A 22,430-nucleotide genomic window follows, 5' to 3' on the forward strand; every position below is an offset into this window, starting at 1 on the left:
GTTTATTACTTTCGTTTAATCGCCGTAATCATAATCGAACTCGGGATCATAATAGTCTTCTTCGCCGCCGGTGTTATTGCTGTTATTGTTTCCATTGCCATTACCATTGTTACCGTTGCCGTTACCATTGTTACCGTTGCCATTTCCATTATTGCCGTTACCATTTGAACCGTTATTTCCGTTGCTATTGCCATTACCGGAATTGTTCGTATTGGGCGGAGTAGTAGTTACTGATGGTGTTGTACCGCCGGGGGTAGGAAGAAGGTTCTGCAGCCCTGAATTTCTTGCATTGTGGACTTTACAGGTGTCATCATTGCTCGGAAGAAGGAATGGTGTATCCTGGGTTTTTGCTGTCTCTTCTTTGAATAACAGGACCTTCTCAACTACGGTAGAAGGAGGGCAGAATTCGGTGGCAATCTTACCTGATGTAGTACAGATTTTCACAGCTACGTGTATATCACATTTATCCGTAGGCTCTGTATTTTTAGCAAAGTATTCGGTCTTTACGGTTGAGCCGCCTTCGTATACATCACATCGGCCTTCAACGGCAAGTTTACCGCTCTTGGTACAGATCGTTCGCTCTACGATTGAATCAGGTTTATTAAAGGGAACAGCTTCCAGACCGTTTTCTTTGTGAATACGCTCCATAACATCACGCCATATAATTTTCTGATAACTGGTGTTGGTCTGAGCCTTGTTATTGTCATAACCTGACCAGATGGTGGCAGTATAATAGGGAGTATATCCGGAAAACCATAAATCTTTATCATCGGTGGTAGTTCCTGTCTTACCGGCTACAGGCATTTTAAGATTCTTAAAGCCTACTAAAGTTCCGGTACCTTTTTTCACAACGTCTTCCATGGCATTGGTTAAGAGGAAAGCAGTGGATTCCATCATGACCTGTCGAACCGAAGTCTTTTTATTCAACAATACTTTATTGTTATTGTCCAGTATTTTGGTGTAAAAGATTGGTTTGGAATATACTCCGCCATTGGCTATAGCAGCATAAGCAGCAGTAAGTTCCAGATTGGATACACCTTTTGTGATACCACCTAAGGCTAAGGGAAGGTTGATATCCGAATACGTTTTACCGCTTTCAGATACACCACTCTCTACAAGTGTAGTAAAGCCAAGCTTCTGCAGATAATCAAAACCTACTTTAGGAGTAACCTTTTCCAGTGTCTTAACGGTAACAACGTTCATGGAACGCATAATGGCTCTGCGAAGGGTGGTTAAACCCTCGTAATTATCACCGCTCCAGTTGCTTACATATTTATCACTTCCAGGGTACTTATAGGGTGCATCATCTACAACCGTTGCCAGTGTCATTCCCGCTGAATCCAGTGCCGGAAGGTAAGTTGACAGTATCTTGAAAGTGGAACCGGGTTGTCTTGTAGTATTAGTAGCTCTGTTTAAGGTACGGTTACCGGTCTTTTCACCCCGTCCGCCTATAAGACCTACTACATATCCGGTATGCTGATCCATGATAACCATGGAGGATTGAGGCTGGATGATAAGACTGTTATTTTCCGCGAGGATAATATCATCGGTCTCAACCTTTGCTGCCTTAAATTGCTCAATCAACTCTTCCGCGGCTTCCTTTGAGGAAAAATATGCGGTGGTCAGGTGTTTAAAATCCAGCAGATCATTGGTATGATAGTGAATTTGCTTCCCGTTTTTCTTCTCGATGGATAAAGCATAAGTCAACTCCCAGTAAGAATCCGTTCCGATTTTTGGGAAATAATCTTCGTTGGTATATACATCATCCAGGACTGATTGAATCTTGGAATCCAAAGTCGTATAAATGTTTAATCCGCCGCTGTAAAGGGCCTTGCTGGCTTGGGTATAGGTATAACCCTTCTCCTCCTGAAGATCTGCAATAACCTGTTCAATGAGCTCATCGACAAAGTAAGTATTATAGGAAGTAACATCCTGTTCATCATTTACCACCTGAATCCTGGAATAGACATCATCGGAAAGGGCTTGTGCGTATTCCTCTTCGGTACACAGGTTAAGGCGTTTCATGCTTTCAAGGATCTGAGCACGTCTCTGTGCGTTGTTATCCGGATGATTAATAGGGTTCATGTTCGTCGGTGACTGTGCAATAGCTGCGAGAACAGCTGCTTCAGACAATGTAAGTTCTCCTACATCCTTGTTAAAGTAACGTTTGGAAGCCGTCTGGACACCATAGGTACCTGCACCAAAGTTAATGGTATTCAGATAGTATTCAAGAATCTGTTTTTTTGACATTTTTTGTTCCAGCTGTATAGCCAGATATTGTTCCTGAACTTTACGGATGAATCTGTCGGTAAAGTTATCTTCAGCGCCTCCCTCAAAAACCTGGTTCTTGATCAGCTGCTGGGTAATGGTACTGGCACCTTGTCCGAAGTCACCGGATTTTAAAGCAACGAAAAAAGCACGAAAAATACCCTGAACATCAATTCCATTATGCTCATAAAAACGCTCGTCCTCAATGCTGATAACACAGTCCTGCAAAACCTTCGGTATTTCACTGATTTCTACATAAACACGATTTGATTCTGCTCCAATAAGAGTATCTATCAGATTTCCATCTTTATCATATATATTTGTAGTGAAACCGGAGGGTTTTACTTCAATCTGATCTATGTTGGGGGCACTGTCTGCCAATCCTTTCAATACGCCAAACCCCAAATAGGAGCCGATAATTATGAGGGAAACCAAACCTACCATGAATAACCGGAACACAGTAACACTTGCCTTGGTGGCGATCTTCCTGGAGGCAGATCTGATATACTGCTGTTTTCTGGCGGTTCCTTTCTTGCTGAAATCCATAATAACCTCTTTCCTGAATATCCAAGCTGCTATTGAATATTCTCTATTCGATAAAGGGTGTAACCTTCTTTATTTCGTTATTATATCAAATTAAGCCTTTAAAATAAAGGATTTTTTACCGTCCGGCATTCTTACGGCAGTCAACCGGAGCAATAATAATTCTCAAAGATGAATACCAAGAATTTACTTGGAGAAAAGGACATCTAAAAAATTAAAAATTGTTAAAAATGTAGTATTTTACCTTGGAAATTCTTGAGAAAATTAATAGTTATGTCACTAAACAATATATAAAGCATTAATTAATATGTAAAGTATACACAAAATGATTAAGTAATATGTGAATAAATATGTATTTATGCACATAGGCAACAAAATGTAGCATTCAAAAAAACTCTAAAAATGTTAGAAAAATCACAAACTCTATGGTAAACTATGTTTATAAGACCCATTTTTTTACACATCGTGTAATATAGGTTGAAAGCTTCTTTTATCAGCTTTTAATCAGAAAATTATCTCTTTATTTTGTATTGTGGTGAAGTTATAATAACCATAGTTTATTATTTCTATTATTGCAGTGTTATTTACAAATTTTCAGAATTTTTGGAGGGGCCATGGAAAAATTATTCTTAGAGGGAACAAAAAAGATAGTGCTGGAAGACAATAACGAATTGGTATTTGATTACTATCTGGTGGAAGAAAGCAGCAGCCAGACAGAGCATGAGAAACTATACGGCATAAAGATTTTTCAACATATGAAAGATCATCTGTTAGTAGAATATTCAGAACCGATTTCTTATTCAAAGGAGACGGTGAAAGACATGATACATAAACTCTGGAAAAATGAAGTCACGCTGATTACGATGCTAGAAATTGTAGACGATTTAGTTTCGGAATATACATTATAAGAATATCGGAAGAATATGCTAGATACGATAATACGGTATAATAGAATAATAACAAACTAAGCTGAATAAAAAGGAAAAAGAATTTACAGAGTGAATTCTTTTTCCTTTTTATTTTGCGGTAAAGAGGGACGTCCTATATGGTGCAGGGAGGGGTGATAGAAACCCTTTCGTTAAAAATTTCAAGATTGCCGTTAACGATTGCATAAACAATTATTTCATCCCTGGGAACTTTAACAGTACCGGCCGAGATTTCTAAAAGGCTCCTTTCGAATTCCTCGAAAGCATTGGGCGGTATCAGAAGTGAAAGCTTTACCTTATCGGTATATTCCTCTTCAAGGAGATAAACACCCATTTGCGCAATATTATATTTAATCTTGCCGGTTAAGGTATAATCTATGAGGATATCTGCTTTCCAGGCCTCTTCTTTTTCTATGATGACAGCATTCTGAATACCTTCCTTAGCGGCACTTTGATAAGCATGGACCAGGCCGCCTGTTCCAAGAAGGGTACCACCAAAATATCTGGTCACCACTATCAGGATATTGTGAAGCTTCTCAAGCAATATCAGATCCATAATAGGAAGGCCGGCAGTTTTAGCAGGTTCACCGTCGTCACTTAAGCGCTTGACCTCATCTTTTTTTCCGGCAACATATGCAAAACAGTTGTGCCTTGCTCCGGAATGCTCTTTCTTCACCTGCTCGATTAATTGAAGGGCTTCTTCTTCAGAGGAGATGGGAAAGACAGAGGCTATAAACCTTGACTTCTTAACAATTACCTCACCTGTGCTCTTACTGTATATTGTACGGCAGCTTTCGTTCATTGCTGACTCCTTATTTAAACTGATTCAATTCGGGAATATATTCATAATGAATAACATTCAGCCGGTCTCTTAATTCCTGCTCATTGAATTCGAGATATTCGCATAAGTCTGCTAAGCTGCTATATTTATCTCTTAATTGAGTATTAATATAGCTTAACAGTATAAATGGATCTTTGGGCAGTGTCATGATGTCCTCCTAAGCAGTATTTTCTGTTATTATACCACAGAACACCCTGAAACAAAATAGGGAAGGAAGCTTTTAGTTGACGTAGGGAGATATATTCTTTACAATAAAAGAACAGAGGTTTGTATAATGAACAGAGGCTGATGAAGTGGATTAGTGCTATGAAATAACAAACAGCATAAAATGAGCAGCACTCCTTCAGGAATCATGTTATTGATTGAAGTAGCAGAATGAGAGGGTATTATGGATCTATTTGAATATATGAGAGAAACCAATAAAGAAAAGGAAGCTCCTCTTGCCAGCAGGCTTCGGCCAAAGACGCTGGAGGAAGTCGTAGGGCAGGAGCACATAATAGGAAAAGATAAATTGTTATACAGAGCCATAAAAGCGGATAAGCTCAGTTCCATTATTTTATACGGTCCGCCTGGAACCGGTAAGACAACCCTTGCCAAAGTAATAGCCAATACCACAAGTGCCGCCTTTCTTCAATTAAATGCCACTGTTGCCGGTAAGAAGGATATGGAAGAGGTTATTGGTAAAGCAAAAGAAAACATGGGGGCGTATAGTCGTAAAACCATACTTTTCATCGATGAGATACATCGGTTCAACAAAGGACAGCAGGATTATCTTCTTCCCTTTGTGGAGGATGGTACGGTTACTTTGATAGGAGCAACAACGGAGAATCCTTATTTTGAGGTAAATGGCGCTTTAATCTCCCGTTCTGTGATATTTGAACTGAAATCCCTACAGAAAGAGGATATTAAGGAACTACTGCTTAGGGCTGTGAATGACAAGGACAGAGGCATGGGTAACTTTAACGGAGTCATCGAAGAGGATGCCTTAGAGTTTATGGCTGATATTGCCGGAGGAGATGCAAGACTTGCATTAAATGCCATCGAGCTTGGCATTCTTACAACAGAGCGGGGGACAGACGGGAAAATACACATAACCCTGGAAGTGGCTCAGGATTGTGTCCAGAAAAGGGCTATTAAATATGATAAGGCCGGAGATAATCATTATGATACCATTTCAGCTTTTATCAAAAGTATGAGAGGTTCCGATCCGGATGCCGCTATTTATTACCTGGCAAGAATGCTATATGCAGGAGAAAGTGTTTCCTTTATCGCAAGAAGAATTGTTATCTGTGCATCAGAGGATGTATCCAATGCGGATCCCAATGCCCTTGTGGTTGCAAATGCGGCTGCGGAGGCGGTGGAAAGAATAGGGATGCCGGAAGGGCGAATCATACTTGCACAGGCAGCAGCCTATGTAGCCTGCGCACCTAAGAGCAATTCAGCTATCATGGCTATAGATGCTGCTATGGAGGCTGTAAGGAATGAAAGCACCCCTCCCATTCCGCCTCATCTTATGGATGCACATTATAAGGGAGCGCATAAATTAGGGCATGGACTGAATTACCAATATGCCCATGCCTTTAAGAATCATTATGTGAAACAACAGTATTTACCCGATGCCTTAAAGGACCGAACCTTTTATGAACTATCCGATGAAGGTTATGAAAAAGACCTGAAAGAGCATCTTAATCGGATTAAGAGAGAAGCAGAATAATTATTTCCTTTTGGCTTCTTCCTCTGCCCGCTTTTTCAGGAGCCTGTAGACTAACATATATGCATACAGCATAAGCGGTATCATGGTAGTCGAGTAGATAGATGCCATAAGCAGACTCTGATAATCGGGGGAAGCTGTAAGCCCGGCATAAAGAGTGAGTCCGTATAGGGACAACAACAATACTACTATTAAGATTGCACCAATTCGTTTTAGGTTCTTCATATTAATAACCATGCCTTTCTCAGTACTTGAAATGTTTTTTATCACACACGAAACAGTAAAACTTAATCTACTTGTAAAGAACAGGGATTAATTATTTCTTTAAACAGTATAATGGAAATGTACTGTAAAAGCAAGCAACAAAGCCTTGTAGGGGCTTTTCAATGAAAGGAGCAATAATTGAGTAAAGTTAGAAAATCGATGGTAAACTTTATGCTGGTTGTAGCCGTTCTGCTATTGTCAGTGGGGATTACTGCATGTGGTAAGGCAGAAAAAAATCAGACAGGGAATAATACCGCAGAAGAAAATAGTACTGAAGAAGAAAGTAATACCAATGAGGATAGTGATAATACACAGTCAGAAAAAGAAGGTGAGGATACCAAGACAAGCGAGGAGAAGGGTACCAATGAAGAAAAACCTTTAGTACCCGACTTTACCTTACAGTCCTCAGAGGGCGAAGAGGTTACTCTTTCTGATTATGCCGGTAAAGTAGTGGTACTTAATTTCTGGGCCAGCTGGTGCCCTCCCTGCAAGGAAGAAATGCCGGAATTTCAAAAGTTATATGATGAACTTGCAGAGTCTGAGGATGCAGTATTATTAATGTTAAATCAGACCGACGGACAACGCGAAACAGAAAAGAAAGCGAATAATTATATAGAAGAAGAGGGTCTTACCTTTCCGATACTTTATGATACCGGAGAAGTTGGCGGAAGTATATTTGGCATAAACAGTATACCAACAACTGTTGTAATCGACAGAGAAGGGCGTTTATCTGATTATGTTCTTGGCAGAACGGAATATTCGAAAGTAGCCCAGATGATAGAGGAGGCCAAATAATGCTTCTGAAAACAGCAGAAGAACTGACCCCGTACCTGGCCTGGTTGGTATTCACAGAAGGAATTCTTAGTTTTATTTCACCCTGTATCTTTCCAATGCTGCCTGTATATCTTATGTATCTTGGAGGGAATGCAGAGGAAAAAAAGAATAATAAAAGATTATTTCTTAATACATTAGGTTTTATCGCTGGCTTTACCACGGTCTTTGTTATTTTAGGGGCTACTGCATCTGCTATTGGTCAGCTGCTGCGGGAGTACCAGGAACTGCTGCAGCGGGTCAGCGGAATTATTATGATAATCTTTGGACTGCATTTTATGGGAGTCCTTAAGCTGAAATTGTTGAACAGAACCAGTACCAGAAGTGTGAACACTCATAACCTGAAGTTCTTTACCAGTATGATATTTGGGTTTGCATTTTCCTTTGGCTGGACACCCTGCCTTGGTCCTTTCTTAGGCTCGGCATTGCTGTTAGCTTCTCAGACAGCTACACTTTATGAGGGTGTATTATTATTGCTGTTGTTCTCGCTAGGACTCGGTATTCCATTTCTTGTAATGACAATGTTATTTCCCCGACTCAAATTTTTAAATGATTTTATTAGAAAGCATATGGAAACGGTAAAGAAAGTATCGGGTGTATTATTAATTTTGATAGGTTTACTCCTGGCGTTAGATTTGTTTGGGTATTATCAGGGAATATTTAGCTAATATGGAAAGAAATTGTTATATTTCTATATATCAGTAGATGTGATTTGTACATAGTACACTAGTAAAAAATCAAAATTTATTATTTAATACTGCATAATGTAAGAGAAGAAAGGAAATAAAAAAATATATTTGACATTTAAAAAATATGCTGTATAATTTCTTTAGAGTCAAAGGCGATTATTCTATTTTTATGGAGTAATTGCCTTTTTTTCTGTTATTTGCAGCAAGTGGATCTGGTATCAGACGGCCGTATACCTTTGCTTTCGAAGCTGCTTTTTTAACGGATAAATGCTTTAATGAATTGCAGAAATACTAAAGTAACGCATAGAAGCATTTTAAGAATTTGATTACAAGTAAATCATTTGAAAGAAGGTATAAATTATGGAAATTAACAGCGGAAATACCGCATTTATAATTATTAGCAGTGCATTGGTACTCCTGATGACACCAGGTCTTGCATTTTTCTATGCGGGTATGGAAAGAAGAAAGAATGCTATCAATACTTTGATGTCCTGTTTTTTTATTTTAGGCCTTGGAGCTGTATTATGGGTGGCAGTTGGTTACTCACTGGCTTTTGGAAATGATCACGGCGGCATTATCGGTGATTTCAGCAAAGTATTTTTTAACGGAGTTGGTATGGAGCCTAACGCTGATTATGCCGGAACTATTCCAGAGACAGTATTTGCAGCGTTTCAGATGATGTTCGCAATTATTACTCCTGCTCTGATCTGCGGAGCGGTAGCTGGAAGAATGAAATTTTCAGCATTATTCGTTTTTGTAACTGCCTGGTCCTTACTGGTATACTATCCTCTGGCTCATATGGTCTGGGGCGTAGGCGGTTTTATAAGAGAGTTGGGTGCAGTAGATTTTGCCGGTGGTAACGTAGTTCATATAAGCTCCGGTGCATCAGGACTTGTAGCTTGTATCTTGCTTGGAAAGCGCAGAGAATACGGAGTAGTACCTTACAAACCTCATAACATTCCTTTTGTAGTACTTGGTGCAGCACTTCTTTGGTTCGGCTGGTTTGGTTTTAACGGCGGCAGTGCTTTAGCAGCGGACGGACTTGCGGCTCATGCATTTGTAACCACCAATACTTCAGCAGCAGCAGCTCTCCTGTCCTGGATGCTTATTGAAAAGGTTCTTCATGGAAAGCCTACTATTTTAGGTGCTTGTACCGGTGCTGTAGTCGGTCTTGTAGCAATTACTCCCGGAGCGGGTTTTGTTCCAATCTGGGCATCACTGATCATTGGTCTACTGGTAAGTCCTATCTGTTATTTCGGCATGACAAAGATCAAAGCCAAATTCGGTTATGATGATGCACTTGATGCTTTTGGCTGCCATGGTCTTGGCGGTATCTGGGGTGGAATTGCTACCGGATTATTTACACAGACTTCCATTAATTCCGGCGCACAGTGGAACGGACTTGTATTTGGAGATGTTAAATTATTTGTTGCCCAGGTTTTAAGCATTGTAATTACCATCGCTTTTGCAGGTATTGCTACCTTTATCATTGTTTTTGTCATTAAGAAAGTAATGCCTATTAAAGTAACACAGGAAGAAGAAGCACAGGGACTTGATTTGGTTGAACACGGCGAAGTTGCATATCCTTCTTTTAATGGTTTAGATTAATTATTGATATTAACAGGCAGAAAGGAAGATAGAATATGAAGAAAATCGAAGCAATTGTCAGGCCGGAGAAACTGGAGCCTTTAAAGGAAGCTTTGTTAAAAAAACAGGTAAATGGTCTTACGATCAATCAGGTTCTTGGCTGTGGTAAACAGTATGGTTTTACAGAGTACGTAAGAGGTAATACCATTATAATGAACACTCTTCCTAAGATAGAAATAACACTTGTAGTTCCCGATGACAGAATGGAAGAGATTATTGATACCATTATTGAAATTGCACAGACCGGTAAATTTGGCGATGGAAAGATATTTGTTAGTGATATTGTAGATTGTATCAGAATCCGTACCAAAGAGCGCGGTGAGAAAGCGTTATAAAAGCGAAGCAATGGAATTGATTCGTTGATAAAATATATGCGAAGATAACAGTGAGCACCTGCCTTGTGGGCAGGTGCTTCTTATGTTGTAAGATGCTAGCCAGACTCTTTGTTATGTAATAAAAAATTGCAGTGAGGCAGACTTGTTGTTAGTAATAAGAAATTGCAATGAGGTGAACTTATTGTTAGTAACAAGAAATTGCAGTGAGGCAGACTTGTTGTTAGTAATAAGAAATTGCAGAGAGGTGGACTCTTTGTTATGTAAGAAATTACAGTAAGCTAGACTCTTTGTTAAAAAATTGGATTTTGAGTCAAGCCAGGCTTTCTATTATAATAATGAACTATGAAATATTATATTATTATTACAGCACAGGTTGTTAACAGTAATCGTCATCGTATTAATATACCGCTAAAATATAAGCAGTAAGTAAAAGCAGGTAAGCATTACAGGAACTCTTGAGCTGGATATTTGGAGTTGTATCTGGGGTATTTGGAGCCGTATCTGGGGCATTTGGCTGAGTATCGCTTGTTATCTTATTTATATTGTATATAATAAGTCCATAGAGTAAATATAAGGCTCAAAGAAAAAGGCTAATATTAATTATTGATATTTTAGGATGTTATACAGAACATAATTTATTATCTTCATGGGGAGGAGAGTATGAATGAAAGTAACTATTAATCAGAATACAGATTGTGGGGAGGATGAAATTATTATTAATTGCAGTTATGTGGATGAAAGACTGAAAGGGTTAATAGAACTGATACGGCAGTATTCTTTTTCCATGGAGCTGTTTAACGGGAACGAAAGTTATCACATCCCGCTGGAAAGTATTTTATATTTTGATTCTGCCAACGGCAGAACCTTTGCTTATACCATAGATAAGATTTATGAAGCCAAAGAAAGTCTGCTGGAGCTGGAAGGTAAATTAAAGGTAACTCCTTATGTTAGAATCAGTAAGAATTGTATACTTAATACCGCATATCTGGTGAAGGTTCAGCCCATTGTTAATCATCGGCTTGAAGCTACCTTAAAGAATAATGAAAAAGTGATTGTTTCCAGAAACTATATCTCAGTATTAAAAGAAAAATTACTATCAAGAGGAGGTTTAATATGAATCATTTTCGCAGAATATTTTTGCCCAGCGTTGCTTTAAGTTTTATGTATACTTCTCTGTTTGCTTCTGTTCTTAATCTGCTTCAGGGATACAGAAAGAGCAGTAATATTTTTGATTTGCAATTACTTATATTCCTGGTGGCAATAAACGGTATAAATTATTTATTGTTAAAAATACCTTTTTCCAGCTTTCGGATGTATGTTATTGTGGAGGGAATTCTTTTTTATTTATTTTTTCTTGGGGTATCCTATTTCTTTCAATGGTCGAATTATGAGAACCCTGCCACATTCATTTTAAACAGCCTGTTTTTCTTCTTAATTTATTCTCTGGTACAGCGGTATTTCTATAAGATTATGGTGAAGGAAGCAGAGGATATTAACAGACTTATCAAATGATTTAATAAGATAAAAGATAAATACTTTACTTGCGTCATAAAATAACCAAAAAGGAGAAAAATATTTTTTTAGTTCTACAATATTACATAAATTGACTTTAGCTTCTTTTGTGATATAATATCAATGTTATCAGCACTTTTAGGTGTAATATTATCGATGTTGGGGCATAAAGATAACACAAAAGCATAACAGGGAGGATATTTATGTTAAGAGCAAGTGATTACAGGGCAAGGGCAAGAGAAGCTCTGAAAGGAAACTGGGCATTAGCAGTTATCGTTGGTGTTGCTATGTCTGTTATTGTATTTATAATTAATTATATACCCCAGATAATATTGGCTATGGGGGGATTTATCAGCCTTCAGGATATTCTTACCTATGAAGAAGCGAGTGTCTATGCTTCACCTGCTGGTGCTATGATTTATTTAATTCTGCAATTACTGATTGTACTAATATCAGGCGCCTTAGGAATGGGTTATTATTTATTTAATATTAATCTTATTAAAGGCTCAGATTACCGTTTCGAGAATCTGTTTGCTAGATTTCGTATAATTATAAAAACCTTTGGATTGTTTTTTATGATGGGATTATTTGTTACGTTATGGTTACTGCTATTCATTATCCCGGGTATAATAGCTTCCTTTCGTTATGCCATGGCACCCTATATTATGGCGGAAGATCCTGATATAGGCATTATGGAAGCGATTAGCAGATCCAAAGAAATGATGGTGGGTTATAAATGGAAGTACTTTTGCCTGTCTATCAGCTTCATCGGTTGGATAATAGTTGGTCTGTTTACCTGCGGTATCGGTTTGCTCTGGGTAAGTCCTTATATGGAAGCTGCCAACGCTGCCTTCTATCTTGAAATTTCAGGCTATAATAGTCAGAATAATGAAAATGCTTCAAATGCTCAATATGAATACAATTACTATGATGAATAAATCATCAGACATTGAATAAATGAAACTCAAAAGCTGTGTCTTCTAAAGCCCAATACTATCAGGGCTTCTGGAACACAGCTTTTTCTTGCATTGACCGCCGGCTTTTTACAGTCTATAATGATAGAAATTGGGACAACTGGTCATAATATCCAATGATACTAGAATGAGAAATAGGAGAAACGAACATGCCAAAGGGAAAAAGAAAACTGGTGAAATGTATTGTATGCGGGGAAATATTTGATTCAGAGATTGATACCTGTCCGGTATGCGGCGTAGGAAGAGAATATTTTATTCCTTATGATGGAGAAGAGGTACTCTTTCGCAAAGATACCCAGGAGACTTTTATAATTCTAGGGAATGGGGCGGCGGGTATCAGCGCTGCAGAAGCAATTCGAGAACGGAATGATACCGGTCGGATTATTATCATATCAAAGGAAGCAGAATTAAGCTATAACAGGCCGCTGCTTACCAAAAAGCTCAGTACCTTTAATTCCTCAGAAGAGATATATATGCATCAGCCTGACTGGTATGAGGAAAATCAGATTACAAACTACCTGGGCAGAGAAATTAAAAAAATAGATACCGGTAATAAAACTGTTATTTTGAATAATGACGAAGAAATCAAATTCGATAAATGTATATATGCACTGGGAGCTGAAAGCTTTGTACCGGCTATAAAAGGAAGCGATCAAAAAGGCGTTAAGGTTATCAGGAATCTTCAGGATGTAAGTGATATCAGAGAGCTGAGTAAAAATGCAAAGCAGGCAGTTGTAATAGGCGGTGGCGTATTAGGGCTTGAGACTGCCTGGGAACTTAGTAAATTGTGTAAAGTAACTATCCTTGAAGCTGCTGACAAGCTTATGGTCCGACAGCTGGATGATACAGCAAGCGAGATGCTTGGAAACCTGATTACAAAAGTGGGTATTGATTACCGGGTAGGCGCTGCAATAGCAGAAATAACGGGAAATGAGAAGGTTACAGGAGTAGCACTAAATACAGGAGAAGTTTTTGACGCAGATCTGGTTATTTTCTCCTGTGGTATCACCCCTAATACAGTTTTGGCAAAAGAAGCCGGATTACAGGTTGGTAAAGCAGTGGAAGTAAATGATAAAATGGAAACGAATATAGACAGTATCTATGCCTGCGGTGATTGTGCCGAATGTAAGGGTGTGAATTACGGAGTATGGGCTCAGGCAATTGAAATGGGAAAGACCGCTGGTGCCAATGCCGCCGGAGAGGATACAGACTATGATATTTATCCGCCTGCACTTACCTTTCACGGTATGAAGACTGCATTATTTGCCGGAGGAGATAACGGTAAGCTTCCTGATAAAGAATATCAGACTTTGGAATACAGAAATGACTTAGACGGAAATTATGAGAAATTCTATTTTTTAGAGAACAAGTTAGTGGGAGCAATATTGCTTGGTGATACCCGCAAGATGAATAAGGTATCAGAGGGGTTAAACGTGGGATGTTCCTATAATTATGTAAAGAATAATATCATTCACGATTAGAGAGGTCAATTTATTAGCACCTTATTTAAATACTCCGCATATAAAGCGTATTTTCGAGGAAAGCGCCATAAGGGATAAGGAACGCAGTTATCCCAATGAGTCCTGGGGATATGGAATCCTTAATATAGAGGGTATAGCGTCCTTTCTGGCAGCTGTCTATAGTAAATAAAATAAAATATATAAAAAACTGTGGCATAAATCCTATTTCTGAATAAAGTGGTAATAAAACGTTATGGTGCAATATTATGGAGTACTATATTCCCGTTGAACCCGGTGTCAGAATTTATGTAAATGATATCAATCCACAGGGAGACAAACCGATTCTTTTTATGCATGGCTGGCCTGCTAATCATCACTTATTTGAGTATCAGTACAATGAACTGATACAGAAGGGGTATCGCTGCATAGGTATGGATGTAAGAGGATTCGGTAAATCTGATAAGCCGGTTTACGGCTATGATTACGATTCATCTGCTGATGATATTCGCTGTGTTATCGAGAACTTAAAACTTAAAGACCTGACCTTGCTTGGGCATTCAACGGCAGGTGCGGTAGCCATCAGATATATGGCCAGGCATAATGGGTACGGAGTATCCAAACTGGTACTTTGTGCAGCTGCTGCACCAAGTCTGATACAAAGACCGAACTTTCCATATGGTTTAAGGGAGGAGGAGGTTATTGAGATAATCCAGAATACTTATAAAGACCGTCCTCAGATGCTTGATGATTTCGGAAAAATGTTCTTCTACCAACCGGTTACCGAAGCTTTTTCTCTGTGGTTTGGTTCACTGGGAGCAGTAGCGGCAAGCTGGGCAACGGCCTATGTAGCTTGTGCATGGCTCTATGAGACGTTATTCGAAGATATGAAATGTGTAAATGTACCTACGCTTATTATGCATGGAATACACGATCAGGTATGCAAATATCCCTTAGGAGTGGCACAGCATAAAGGCATAAAAGGATCAAAGTTCGTAACCTTTGAAGAAAGCGGACACGGACTTTTTTATGATGAAAAAGACAAATTTAATTGTGAACTTATGAATTTTGTGGGATAGATCAGAATATACCGGATTTGTTTGGAATCTCAGACAAAGCCGGTATATTTTTATAATAATGTATCCTCGTGTATCATATGTTAAAGTAACAATTCTAGATGACTGATAGCATAAGAAAATAACATCAGCCACCTGTATAAACGGAGTACATCCATGAATAATGAGAATATCAATGAAATAACCAGTCAGAACTACGCTGATCTGATAGTGGATTGGACAATTTCTAACATAAACAGAAGTGATTTCACGAATTCTGTAATTCAGGATATAAACAGTCAATACGGAGTAATTCATATACCGGTAGAGGAAATAACAGCTGACATACTACAGCAATATGGATATTCTGCTATGCCGGCATGCTACGGAATCACAACTTACCGTAATGAAGTAATTGAAAGTGCTTATACCATACAGCAATTTGAGCTGGAGGATATAAAGGGCAATGGTATCCTCATAGGTATTGTAGATTCCGGGATAGATTATAGAAATGATGCTTTCAGAAAGATTGATGGAACTACTAAAATAAGATATATCTGGGACCAGACGCTTGAAACTGGACTTCAGCCGGAAGGCTTTGGTTACGGAGCAGAGTATAGCAAAGATGATATTGATTATGCCCTTATGCAGACGAATCCCTATGATTATGTACCAAGTATAGATGATATAGGGGAAGGAACGGCTATGGCTGCCATAGCAGCAGGTAATAAGTCAGAAAGTTCAGCCTTTACAGGAATTGCTATTAATGCAGAATTAGTGATAGTTAAGTTAAAAACCGCAAAGGATTATCTAAGAGACTTCTATGGTATCAAAGAAGATGCGGTTTGCTATCAGCAGAATGACATAATGCTTGGGGTTAAATATTTAATTGAAACTGCTCAAAGATTAAATATGCCCATTGCCATTTGTATGGGGTTAAGTTCCTCACAGGGAGCTCATGACGGTTATGACATCATGAGCAGATATTTAACAGAGTGCGGAAGTAACAACGGTGTTGGACTGGCAGTGGCTGTAGGAAATGAAGGCAACCAGGGCCTTCATTTCCTTGAAATAAAACCGGCAGAAGAGAAATACAGCCTGGCAGAGCTGAATGTAGGAAGCGATAATACGGACTTTACCATGGAATTTTGGACTTATATTCAGAATCCGCTTAGTCTTAGTATATTTTCGCCTGATAATACTGCGGTTTTCCGTATTGATACCCTGCTTGCAGCAATCCGAAACGGCAGGATAGAATATGGAGATACCATTATTTATTATGACCTGTTTGGCAGTGAGGTATATTCTCAGAAGAAATTAATATTGCTGCGATTTAAAAATACTTCGAAGGGGGTCTGGCGGTTTCAGATAGAAGAAGGAGAAGGTGTGGTATCCCTTTGTCATATCTGGCTTCCCATAAGGAACTTCCTGAAAAACGATATTTATTTTCTGAATCCGAATGCCAATACGACAATTTCAATACCTGGAAACGCAACCCAGTTGATTACGGTTACATCTTATAATGCAATTGTCCTCACTCTGGCAGAAAGTGCTGGAAGAGGGTTTACTTCCAATAACATTCCCAAGCCGGATATTGCTGCTCCAGGAGAAAATATGATTGTTCCTATTCTGGAGGGAGGCTTCTATCCTTTGTCCGGCAGCGGGCTGGCAACAGCATTTACTGCTGGTGTATTGGCAGCAATACTGGAAGGAGGAGAGCTGCTTAATGTTACGGATAAGATCAATACGCCCTTGCTGCGGTTTATCCTAACCTACTTAGCCAGAAGAGATTCAGATAAAGAATATCCTAACCCGGATTGGGGATATGGTTATATCGTCTGACCAGATTGATTAAGAGCTAGAGTGTTAATAGTGAGAAGAAAGGCTTAGAAGAAATCAGCAATCTTCTAAATGAAATCTATAAAATCTGGTAAGTGCCGGTGAATGAGATACCTGAAATGTAATTGCAGTGAAAAATCTATTTATATAAAATCTATAAGCAACAATAAATCAATAATGGCTGCAAAGCAGCTGGCAAAGAACAGGAATTGGATAAATCTGTTTTATATGAATGTACAAGATGCTATAATAACTCATACAAGCTATTATAGCATCTTTCTAATAAAAAAAGCATTACAGGTCAATTACAAATATATGAAAATTAGATATTATTGAGAGTAAGGAGGTGCTTTTATGGAAGCATGGAATTCTATACAAAATTCTATACAATATATTGAAAATAATCTAGCTGAGAAAATAAATATGGAGGAGCTTGCCGGTGTGGCATATTTATCTCCTTTTTATTTTCAGAGGCTTTTTAACAGGTTAGTCGGCAAGCCAGTGATGGAATATGTAAAACTCCGCCGCCTGGCTGGTGCAGCTGATTATCTCAATTTAAATAAGGATAGCAGGATCAGTGAGACTGCCTATCGTTTTGGATTTGAGAATCATGAAACCTTTACCCGTGCTTTTAAGGCTGTATATGGTATGACACCGGAAAATTACCGTGCCAATCCCCGTCCCTTAACACATTTTATAATGCCGGATATTTCATTGAATTATTATATGGTGGATGAAAATGTCCCTTTAATATCTGACGGTATCACCCTGGAGGTAAGCAGATATTATCTTTCTAAGTCCAGAAGCTTTATGGGCTATAGTATCCAGAATCCTATGGGAGATGAACCCGGTGTGGATCTGCTAGGCGAGTTATGGGATAAGTTCCATGAACACAAAGCTTCCATTCAAGGACTCAAAAGGAAGGGGCAGGAAGCAGGAGTCTCATCTCCCGGCGAAAAGCCAGGTTTCTTTACTTATTTTACAGGCGGGGAAGCAGAAGAAGGAGAGCTTACAGAAGGTTTTATTAACTGGGACATGCCAGCGGGAAATTATATTATTTGTACCTTTGAGGCAGAGAATTTTCAGTTGCTCGTAAACGAAGCACTTAATAAGGCAAGGGATTATCTGTTTGGTGTCTGGCTCCCAAAGCATACGATAAACACTGAATATTTTATGGCAGAATTATATTACGATATTACACCGGAAGCTACCAAAATGGAATTATGGGTGAAGATAAAGGAAGAAAGCTCCTGTTAAAAGCCTGTGTTATTAATTTAGAACGGAGGAACGAATGGACAACGCCAGAAAGCATTGTGAAAAATTGAAAAAATCATTAAATCAGTATCTGGGGAAAGGGCAGGCTGATGAAATACTGAGTGGACTTGACGAGCTGACTGGACAGGAAACCCCTGAGCAAAGTGCCGAATGGGCAAGGAAAGTAAATGAGCGGCTTGAAAAAGCAGTTAGCCCTGAAATACTTATTCATGTAAGAGAAGAAAGTGCCTGTATCAAGGCAAATAAATATTCTCCTTATGTAAAATACTTTAAGGAGATTCGTGAGAAATATGCTGAAGATGAAGCCTATATAAAGGCAGTTGCAGAATTTTTAAATGGCAGAGGCAGGTGTGGGAAGAAAGTCGAGTATATCAACGGAAAAATATATTCCCACTTCAGTTACGGAAATTCCTGTGTCTGTTATGTAATCAAGGGAGGCTGGCAGAAACCGCCCACGACGACCTGGTGTAGATGTTGCCAGGGTACCTTATTAAGTATTTATAAATTAGTATTTCCTGATAAAGTTTGTCATATGGATATTGTTGAGACCTTTGCTACAGAAGGCTCGGATTGTGTCTTTGCTACCTGGTACACAAATTAGCATAAGTAAAAAGCCTGTTCTAATTGAAACAGGCTTTTTACGTGTAGCTGTTTAGATTGCTGCATTAAGCGGATTTAAGGCAATGTCAGATTGTTCAACGATTTCCCCATCTACCAGTCGAATGATGGAGGTGCCATATTGAGAGGAACTGCTTGAGTGAGTAACCTGAATCAAAGTCTTACCATAGGTTACATTAATTTTTCTGAACAACTCCATAATTTCTTTTCCAGTTTTGGAATCCAGATTGCCGATGGGTTCATCCAAAAAGAGAATTTCAGGATCTGTTATTAAGGCTCTTGCTATGGCTACTCTTTGCTGCTGACCGCCGGATAACTCTCTGGGAGTTAACTTCCTTTTATCATACAAGCCGATAACTTCCAGCAGTTCAGAAAGTTTCTGTTCATAGTGTTTCGGATTTTTGCCGTCAAGGATTAGGGGAAGGAGGATATTATCCTCTACATTCAGGTTCTGAACCAAGTTATAGAACTGAAATACAAACCCGATTTTTGTTCTTCTGAATTTGCTCATTGCTTTCTTTTTTAAGGAACTTAAATCATTCCCATCTAATTTAATAGTACCGTCTGTTGGTTTATCAAGGCCTCCAAGCAGGTATAAAAGAGTAGATTTACCGCTGCCGGAGGGACCCATAATTGATACGAATTCACCCTGGTCAACACTAAAAGTAAGATTTTTTAGAATATGAGCTTCTTCTTTACCTGTAACAAATTTTTTATTTAGTCCATTTACTTCAATAGCTTTCATATAGGCTCCAATCTGCGTACTTTGGCACGCATATAAAATCAAGGGGAAGTGAAAGTTGATTTGCTTTCACTTCAGGCTCCCGTTAGCGTGCATTGGCACGCGTATAAAATCAAGGGGAAGTGAAAGTTGATTTGCTTTCACTTCATTTTACCAGCGGCTTCTAAGGTTATGCATTACTCATATTTAATTTCCTGTATTACCGATAACTTTCTGCTTCTAAGCAGTACCGGAAAAGTAGCTAAAAGAACAATAACTAAGGAAACAGCGTATATCACAGGCAAAGAAGAATAGTCCAGAGATACTGTCATAGGCAAACCTATGGACTTTGTCATAATAGATATCAGTTTCAACCCGAAGATACAATAAACGGATGTAATTAACATAGCCCAGGTTACAGAGGCAATGGATTCAAAGATTAAGATTTTCGTACGACCTGAATCCTCCATGCCAACAGAAGATAATATGGCAAATTCACTCTTCCTCTGAAGAAAGCTGATGGATACATTATTTACCATACCTAAAGCAGCTATAATAATTGCCATATAAGAGAAAACGCTTAAGGCTTTTACCAGCATCTTGTTATTTTCAACATTATTAGCGCACATCTCATCTCTGATTATTGCGGTTGCACCGACTTCTCGTAAGACCGGCTTTAATTCCTTAAGGAGCTCCTCTGGTACCTTTTCGGTTGTAAAGGTGATGGTGTTAGCACTGTTAATTCCATAAAGGTCTTTCAGTGTTTCTAATTTCATCAATATAAAGTAGCCGCTTTGAAAAAGCCTTCCATCAACAATACCTGAGATCTTAACGGTTCTTGTTATACCATTGCAGGTAATCTCCAGAGTATCACCTACATGCTTGTTGAATTTCTTTTCCAGAGCAGTAGTGAAGATAATTCCGTTGCTTTCATTTTTATAATCTGTTATATACTGTCTGTTATTCTTGCTGTCCAATTTCAAATATTTATTATAAGCAGTGTAAGTATCGATGTTTGCACCGATAATGCTTATGTTCATTTCTTTATCTTCATCTTCATTTTCTATAGTGGCATTTTGATTGTTAATTAAATTAATATCAGATTCTTTGATACCAAGACCTTTTAGTTCCTTCACAAGGTAATCTGCGGTTGACTGTTCTGAGGAATCCCTCAAGGTAGATATATTATCCAGTTCTACATCAAAGTCCAGTTCTGTATAGGCTTCTGTTACCACATGAATCATACTGGTGCCGATGGAGGCAATTGCTATGATGGAAGCCAGAGAGATAATGATTAAAGTTATATTACCAAGTAAAATCTTAGAGGTCCTGAGATTGTTAATGGCATAGACGATGTTTTTACTACGTCCTCTTAATAACTGATACAAAAATTTGGACAAGATATCAACCAATTTAGGATATGCCAGTATAACTCCAAGGAGGGAGATAATTAATAGCACTGCAGAAAAGCCGTTTAAAGCTTCCTTTGCTGTTATAAAAAGTATGACAGATACCAGTATCAGTGCAGTGCCGCAGATAAATTTCCTCCAGCCGATGTTTTTGGAAATTCTGACATCATTAAGAATTACCTCCTTCACCTGTAATTTAGAAATTTTACGAACGGGTATAATTGAAGAAAGCAGCGACAGGATTATAGCAAACAGAGTTCCTTTAACCAGATAGGAGGGATGGATGGTGACTGCCCCATAGATACCATAAGCTTTTAAAGGGGATATCATGAGGTTTATAAGGTGTAAAGCTCCAATACCTAACAGGCTGCCGAACAGGGCACCAGTCAAACCATATGTGATACTTTCCAGATACAGGATTAACTTTACGGTACCGGTGGTAGCACCCTGGCTTAAAAAGGTACCTATGGTAGAGAGTCTTTCTGTTATGATAAGTTTAAAGGAACTGTAGATAATAATGGAACTCATAACAATGACAACAACCATCATGACATATAAAAGGGACTCAAAGCTTCCGAACTGTTCTTTCACCGCCGCATCGTCAAATAGCTTACTTGCAGTAAAGGAGGAATTAGCTTCATTGAATTTATCAATACCTTCCTGTGTATTTTTTTCTGAGGAATCAGCAAAGATTGCATTGTATTTTCCTTCTGCATCAAAATCTTTACTCAGATATTCGTAAGGAAGTACCACACTAAAAGAATTTTTCCTATCATTATAAAAAATACCGGAAGGTGCACTTATAGCCTTGATTTGGAAAGCTTCTGTCTTTCCGGCAATAATCAGTTCTAAGGTATCGCCTACCTCTAACTTGCGTTCTTCTGCGGCTCTTTCTGAAATAATGCAGGATTTATCAGAGAAATCGGCCAAATCCCCGTCCACCAGTTTATAAGCTTCAAGATACTGCTGTTCTCTGCCATGTATGGGTATGTACAGCATGGTTTCCTCTTCAGTGCCTGCTTTATCAGAGAGCATGCCTGTTAAGTACAACTCCTTTACCAGACTGTCCTTTTTGATACCGTTAAGCTTCATACCATCCGTGGAATAGAAGTTCTGGCTTTCATCTGTAGATGAAATTGTAATAGTTTTATCTTCATATGCTTTTTGTTGTGGTCCGACTAAAGTGTCCAGGATAATATCAATCATACCGGTGCTGGCTACCAGTAGTGCTGTGCTGATAGATATGGCTATTATCAGCAGTAGAAACCGCCCTTTCTTCTCAGTCATGCTCTTCAGGACATATTTTAGAAATATATTCATACTGCTCTCCTTCGCTGCGCTTTATATTGGTACTGTAATCATTGGTATTGTATTCCATCAACGGCGGATTTTATAGTGTGACATGTCATGGATAAAGATGACAAATGTAATGAAAATTACAATAAATTTATCATCCTTATAAAATTCTTATAAATATAAGCTACACTTAACCTGATAGGAAAGGAGATTAATTAA

20 protein-coding genes are annotated in these 22,430 nt (G+C 38.6%); 14 read left to right on the plus strand and 6 right to left on the minus strand.

Features of this window, described 5'->3' with window-relative positions; genetic code table 11:
• Positions 1-15: 15 nt before the first annotated feature.
• On the minus strand, positions 16-2,814 hold the full coding sequence (locus BR73_RS0106480; RefSeq protein ID WP_033164873.1) for a PBP1A family penicillin-binding protein: 2,799 nt from the start codon (positions 2,812-2,814) through the stop codon (positions 16-18).
• Positions 2,815-3,425: 611 nt separating this feature from the next.
• On the opposite strand from BR73_RS0106480, the gene BR73_RS0106485 reads away from it, so the two are divergent.
• On the plus strand, positions 3,426-3,719 hold the full coding sequence (locus BR73_RS0106485) for a DUF6514 family protein (protein WP_033164874.1): 294 nt from the start codon (positions 3,426-3,428) through the stop codon (positions 3,717-3,719).
• A gap of 133 nt (positions 3,720-3,852) precedes the next feature.
• Here BR73_RS0106485 and BR73_RS0106490 read toward each other — a convergent pair whose 3' ends face one another.
• Positions 3,853-4,539: a YigZ family protein gene (locus BR73_RS0106490; RefSeq protein ID WP_033164875.1), complete on the minus strand. Its 687-nt coding sequence runs from the start codon at positions 4,537-4,539 to the stop codon at positions 3,853-3,855.
• 10 nt (positions 4,540-4,549) lie between these two features.
• A complete protein-coding gene (locus BR73_RS0106495) occupies positions 4,550-4,729 on the minus strand; it encodes a DUF4250 domain-containing protein (RefSeq protein WP_347463461.1) in 180 nt (59 codons plus the stop codon).
• A 237-nt stretch (positions 4,730-4,966) separates the two neighbouring features.
• Between BR73_RS0106495 and BR73_RS0106500 the strand changes: the two genes are divergently transcribed.
• Positions 4,967-6,292 carry a replication-associated recombination protein A gene (locus BR73_RS0106500; RefSeq protein ID WP_033164877.1) on the plus strand — a complete coding sequence of 442 codons (1,326 nt, stop codon included), beginning with the start codon at positions 4,967-4,969 and terminating at the stop codon, positions 6,290-6,292.
• On the opposite strand, the gene BR73_RS0106505 is transcribed toward BR73_RS0106500, so the two are convergent.
• Positions 6,293-6,526, minus strand: coding sequence for a hypothetical protein (locus BR73_RS0106505; protein ID WP_156034630.1), 234 nt, complete (start codon positions 6,524-6,526; stop codon positions 6,293-6,295).
• 165 nt (positions 6,527-6,691) lie between these two features.
• Between BR73_RS0106505 and BR73_RS27180 the strand changes: the two genes are divergently transcribed.
• From BR73_RS27180 to BR73_RS0106570, 12 genes are all read left to right on the plus strand, one after another.
• Entirely contained in the window at positions 6,692-7,348 is a 657-nt protein-coding gene (locus BR73_RS27180) for a TlpA disulfide reductase family protein (RefSeq protein ID WP_156034632.1), read from the plus strand.
• The gene (locus BR73_RS0106515) at positions 7,348-8,052 is read left to right on the plus strand and encodes a cytochrome c biogenesis CcdA family protein (RefSeq protein ID WP_051685013.1); all 705 of its coding nucleotides are present in this window, start codon (positions 7,348-7,350) and stop codon (positions 8,050-8,052) included. The genes BR73_RS27180 and BR73_RS0106515 overlap by 1 nt, the downstream gene beginning before the upstream one ends.
• A 381-nt stretch (positions 8,053-8,433) precedes the next feature.
• Positions 8,434-9,681 carry an ammonium transporter gene (locus BR73_RS0106520; RefSeq protein WP_033164879.1) on the plus strand — a complete coding sequence of 416 codons (1,248 nt, stop codon included), beginning with the start codon at positions 8,434-8,436 and terminating at the stop codon, positions 9,679-9,681.
• Positions 9,682-9,716: 35 nt separating this feature from the next.
• Entirely contained in the window at positions 9,717-10,055 is a 339-nt protein-coding gene (locus tag BR73_RS0106525; protein WP_033164880.1) for a P-II family nitrogen regulator, read from the plus strand.
• 664 nt (positions 10,056-10,719) lie between these two features.
• Positions 10,720-11,172 carry a LytTR family DNA-binding domain-containing protein gene (locus tag BR73_RS0106530; protein ID WP_033164881.1) on the plus strand — a complete coding sequence of 151 codons (453 nt, stop codon included), beginning with the start codon at positions 10,720-10,722 and terminating at the stop codon, positions 11,170-11,172.
• Complete coding sequence (locus BR73_RS0106535; RefSeq protein ID WP_033164882.1) at positions 11,169-11,567, plus strand: hypothetical protein; 399 nt, start codon at positions 11,169-11,171, stop codon at positions 11,565-11,567. The genes BR73_RS0106530 and BR73_RS0106535 overlap by 4 nt, the downstream gene beginning before the upstream one ends.
• Positions 11,568-11,770: 203 nt before the next feature.
• A complete protein-coding gene (locus BR73_RS0106540) occupies positions 11,771-12,505 on the plus strand; it encodes a DUF975 family protein (protein ID WP_051685014.1) in 735 nt (244 codons plus the stop codon).
• Positions 12,506-12,690: 185 nt separating this feature from the next.
• Positions 12,691-14,022, plus strand: a complete 1,332-nt coding sequence (locus BR73_RS0106545; protein ID WP_051685015.1) for an FAD-dependent oxidoreductase — start codon at positions 12,691-12,693, stop codon at positions 14,020-14,022.
• Between the two features lie 245 nt (positions 14,023-14,267).
• Positions 14,268-15,077, plus strand: a complete 810-nt coding sequence (locus BR73_RS0106550; RefSeq protein WP_033164883.1) for an alpha/beta hydrolase — start codon at positions 14,268-14,270, stop codon at positions 15,075-15,077.
• Positions 15,078-15,230: 153 nt separating this feature from the next.
• Positions 15,231-16,895, plus strand: coding sequence for a S8 family peptidase (locus BR73_RS0106555; protein ID WP_033164884.1), 1,665 nt, complete (start codon positions 15,231-15,233; stop codon positions 16,893-16,895).
• Positions 16,896-17,246: 351 nt separating this feature from the next.
• A complete protein-coding gene (locus BR73_RS0106565) occupies positions 17,247-18,149 on the plus strand; it encodes an AraC family transcriptional regulator (RefSeq protein WP_033164886.1) in 903 nt (300 codons plus the stop codon).
• A gap of 34 nt (positions 18,150-18,183) precedes the next feature.
• Complete coding sequence (locus BR73_RS0106570; RefSeq protein WP_033164887.1) at positions 18,184-18,768, plus strand: hypothetical protein; 585 nt, start codon at positions 18,184-18,186, stop codon at positions 18,766-18,768.
• 51 nt (positions 18,769-18,819) lie between these two features.
• Here BR73_RS0106570 and BR73_RS0106575 read toward each other — a convergent pair whose 3' ends face one another.
• Together BR73_RS0106575 and BR73_RS0106580 are read right to left on the minus strand one after the other, a co-directional pair.
• Entirely contained in the window at positions 18,820-19,530 is a 711-nt protein-coding gene (locus tag BR73_RS0106575; protein WP_033164888.1) for an ABC transporter ATP-binding protein, read from the minus strand.
• A gap of 173 nt (positions 19,531-19,703) precedes the next feature.
• Entirely contained in the window at positions 19,704-22,235 is a 2,532-nt protein-coding gene (locus BR73_RS0106580; protein ID WP_033164889.1) for an FtsX-like permease family protein, read from the minus strand.
• Between the last annotated feature and the right edge of the window lie 195 nt (positions 22,236-22,430).

It is taken from the genome of Clostridium sp. KNHs205, from assembly GCF_000702945.1.
In the GTDB taxonomy this organism is placed as follows: domain Bacteria; phylum Bacillota; class Clostridia; order Lachnospirales; family Lachnospiraceae; genus Anaerocolumna.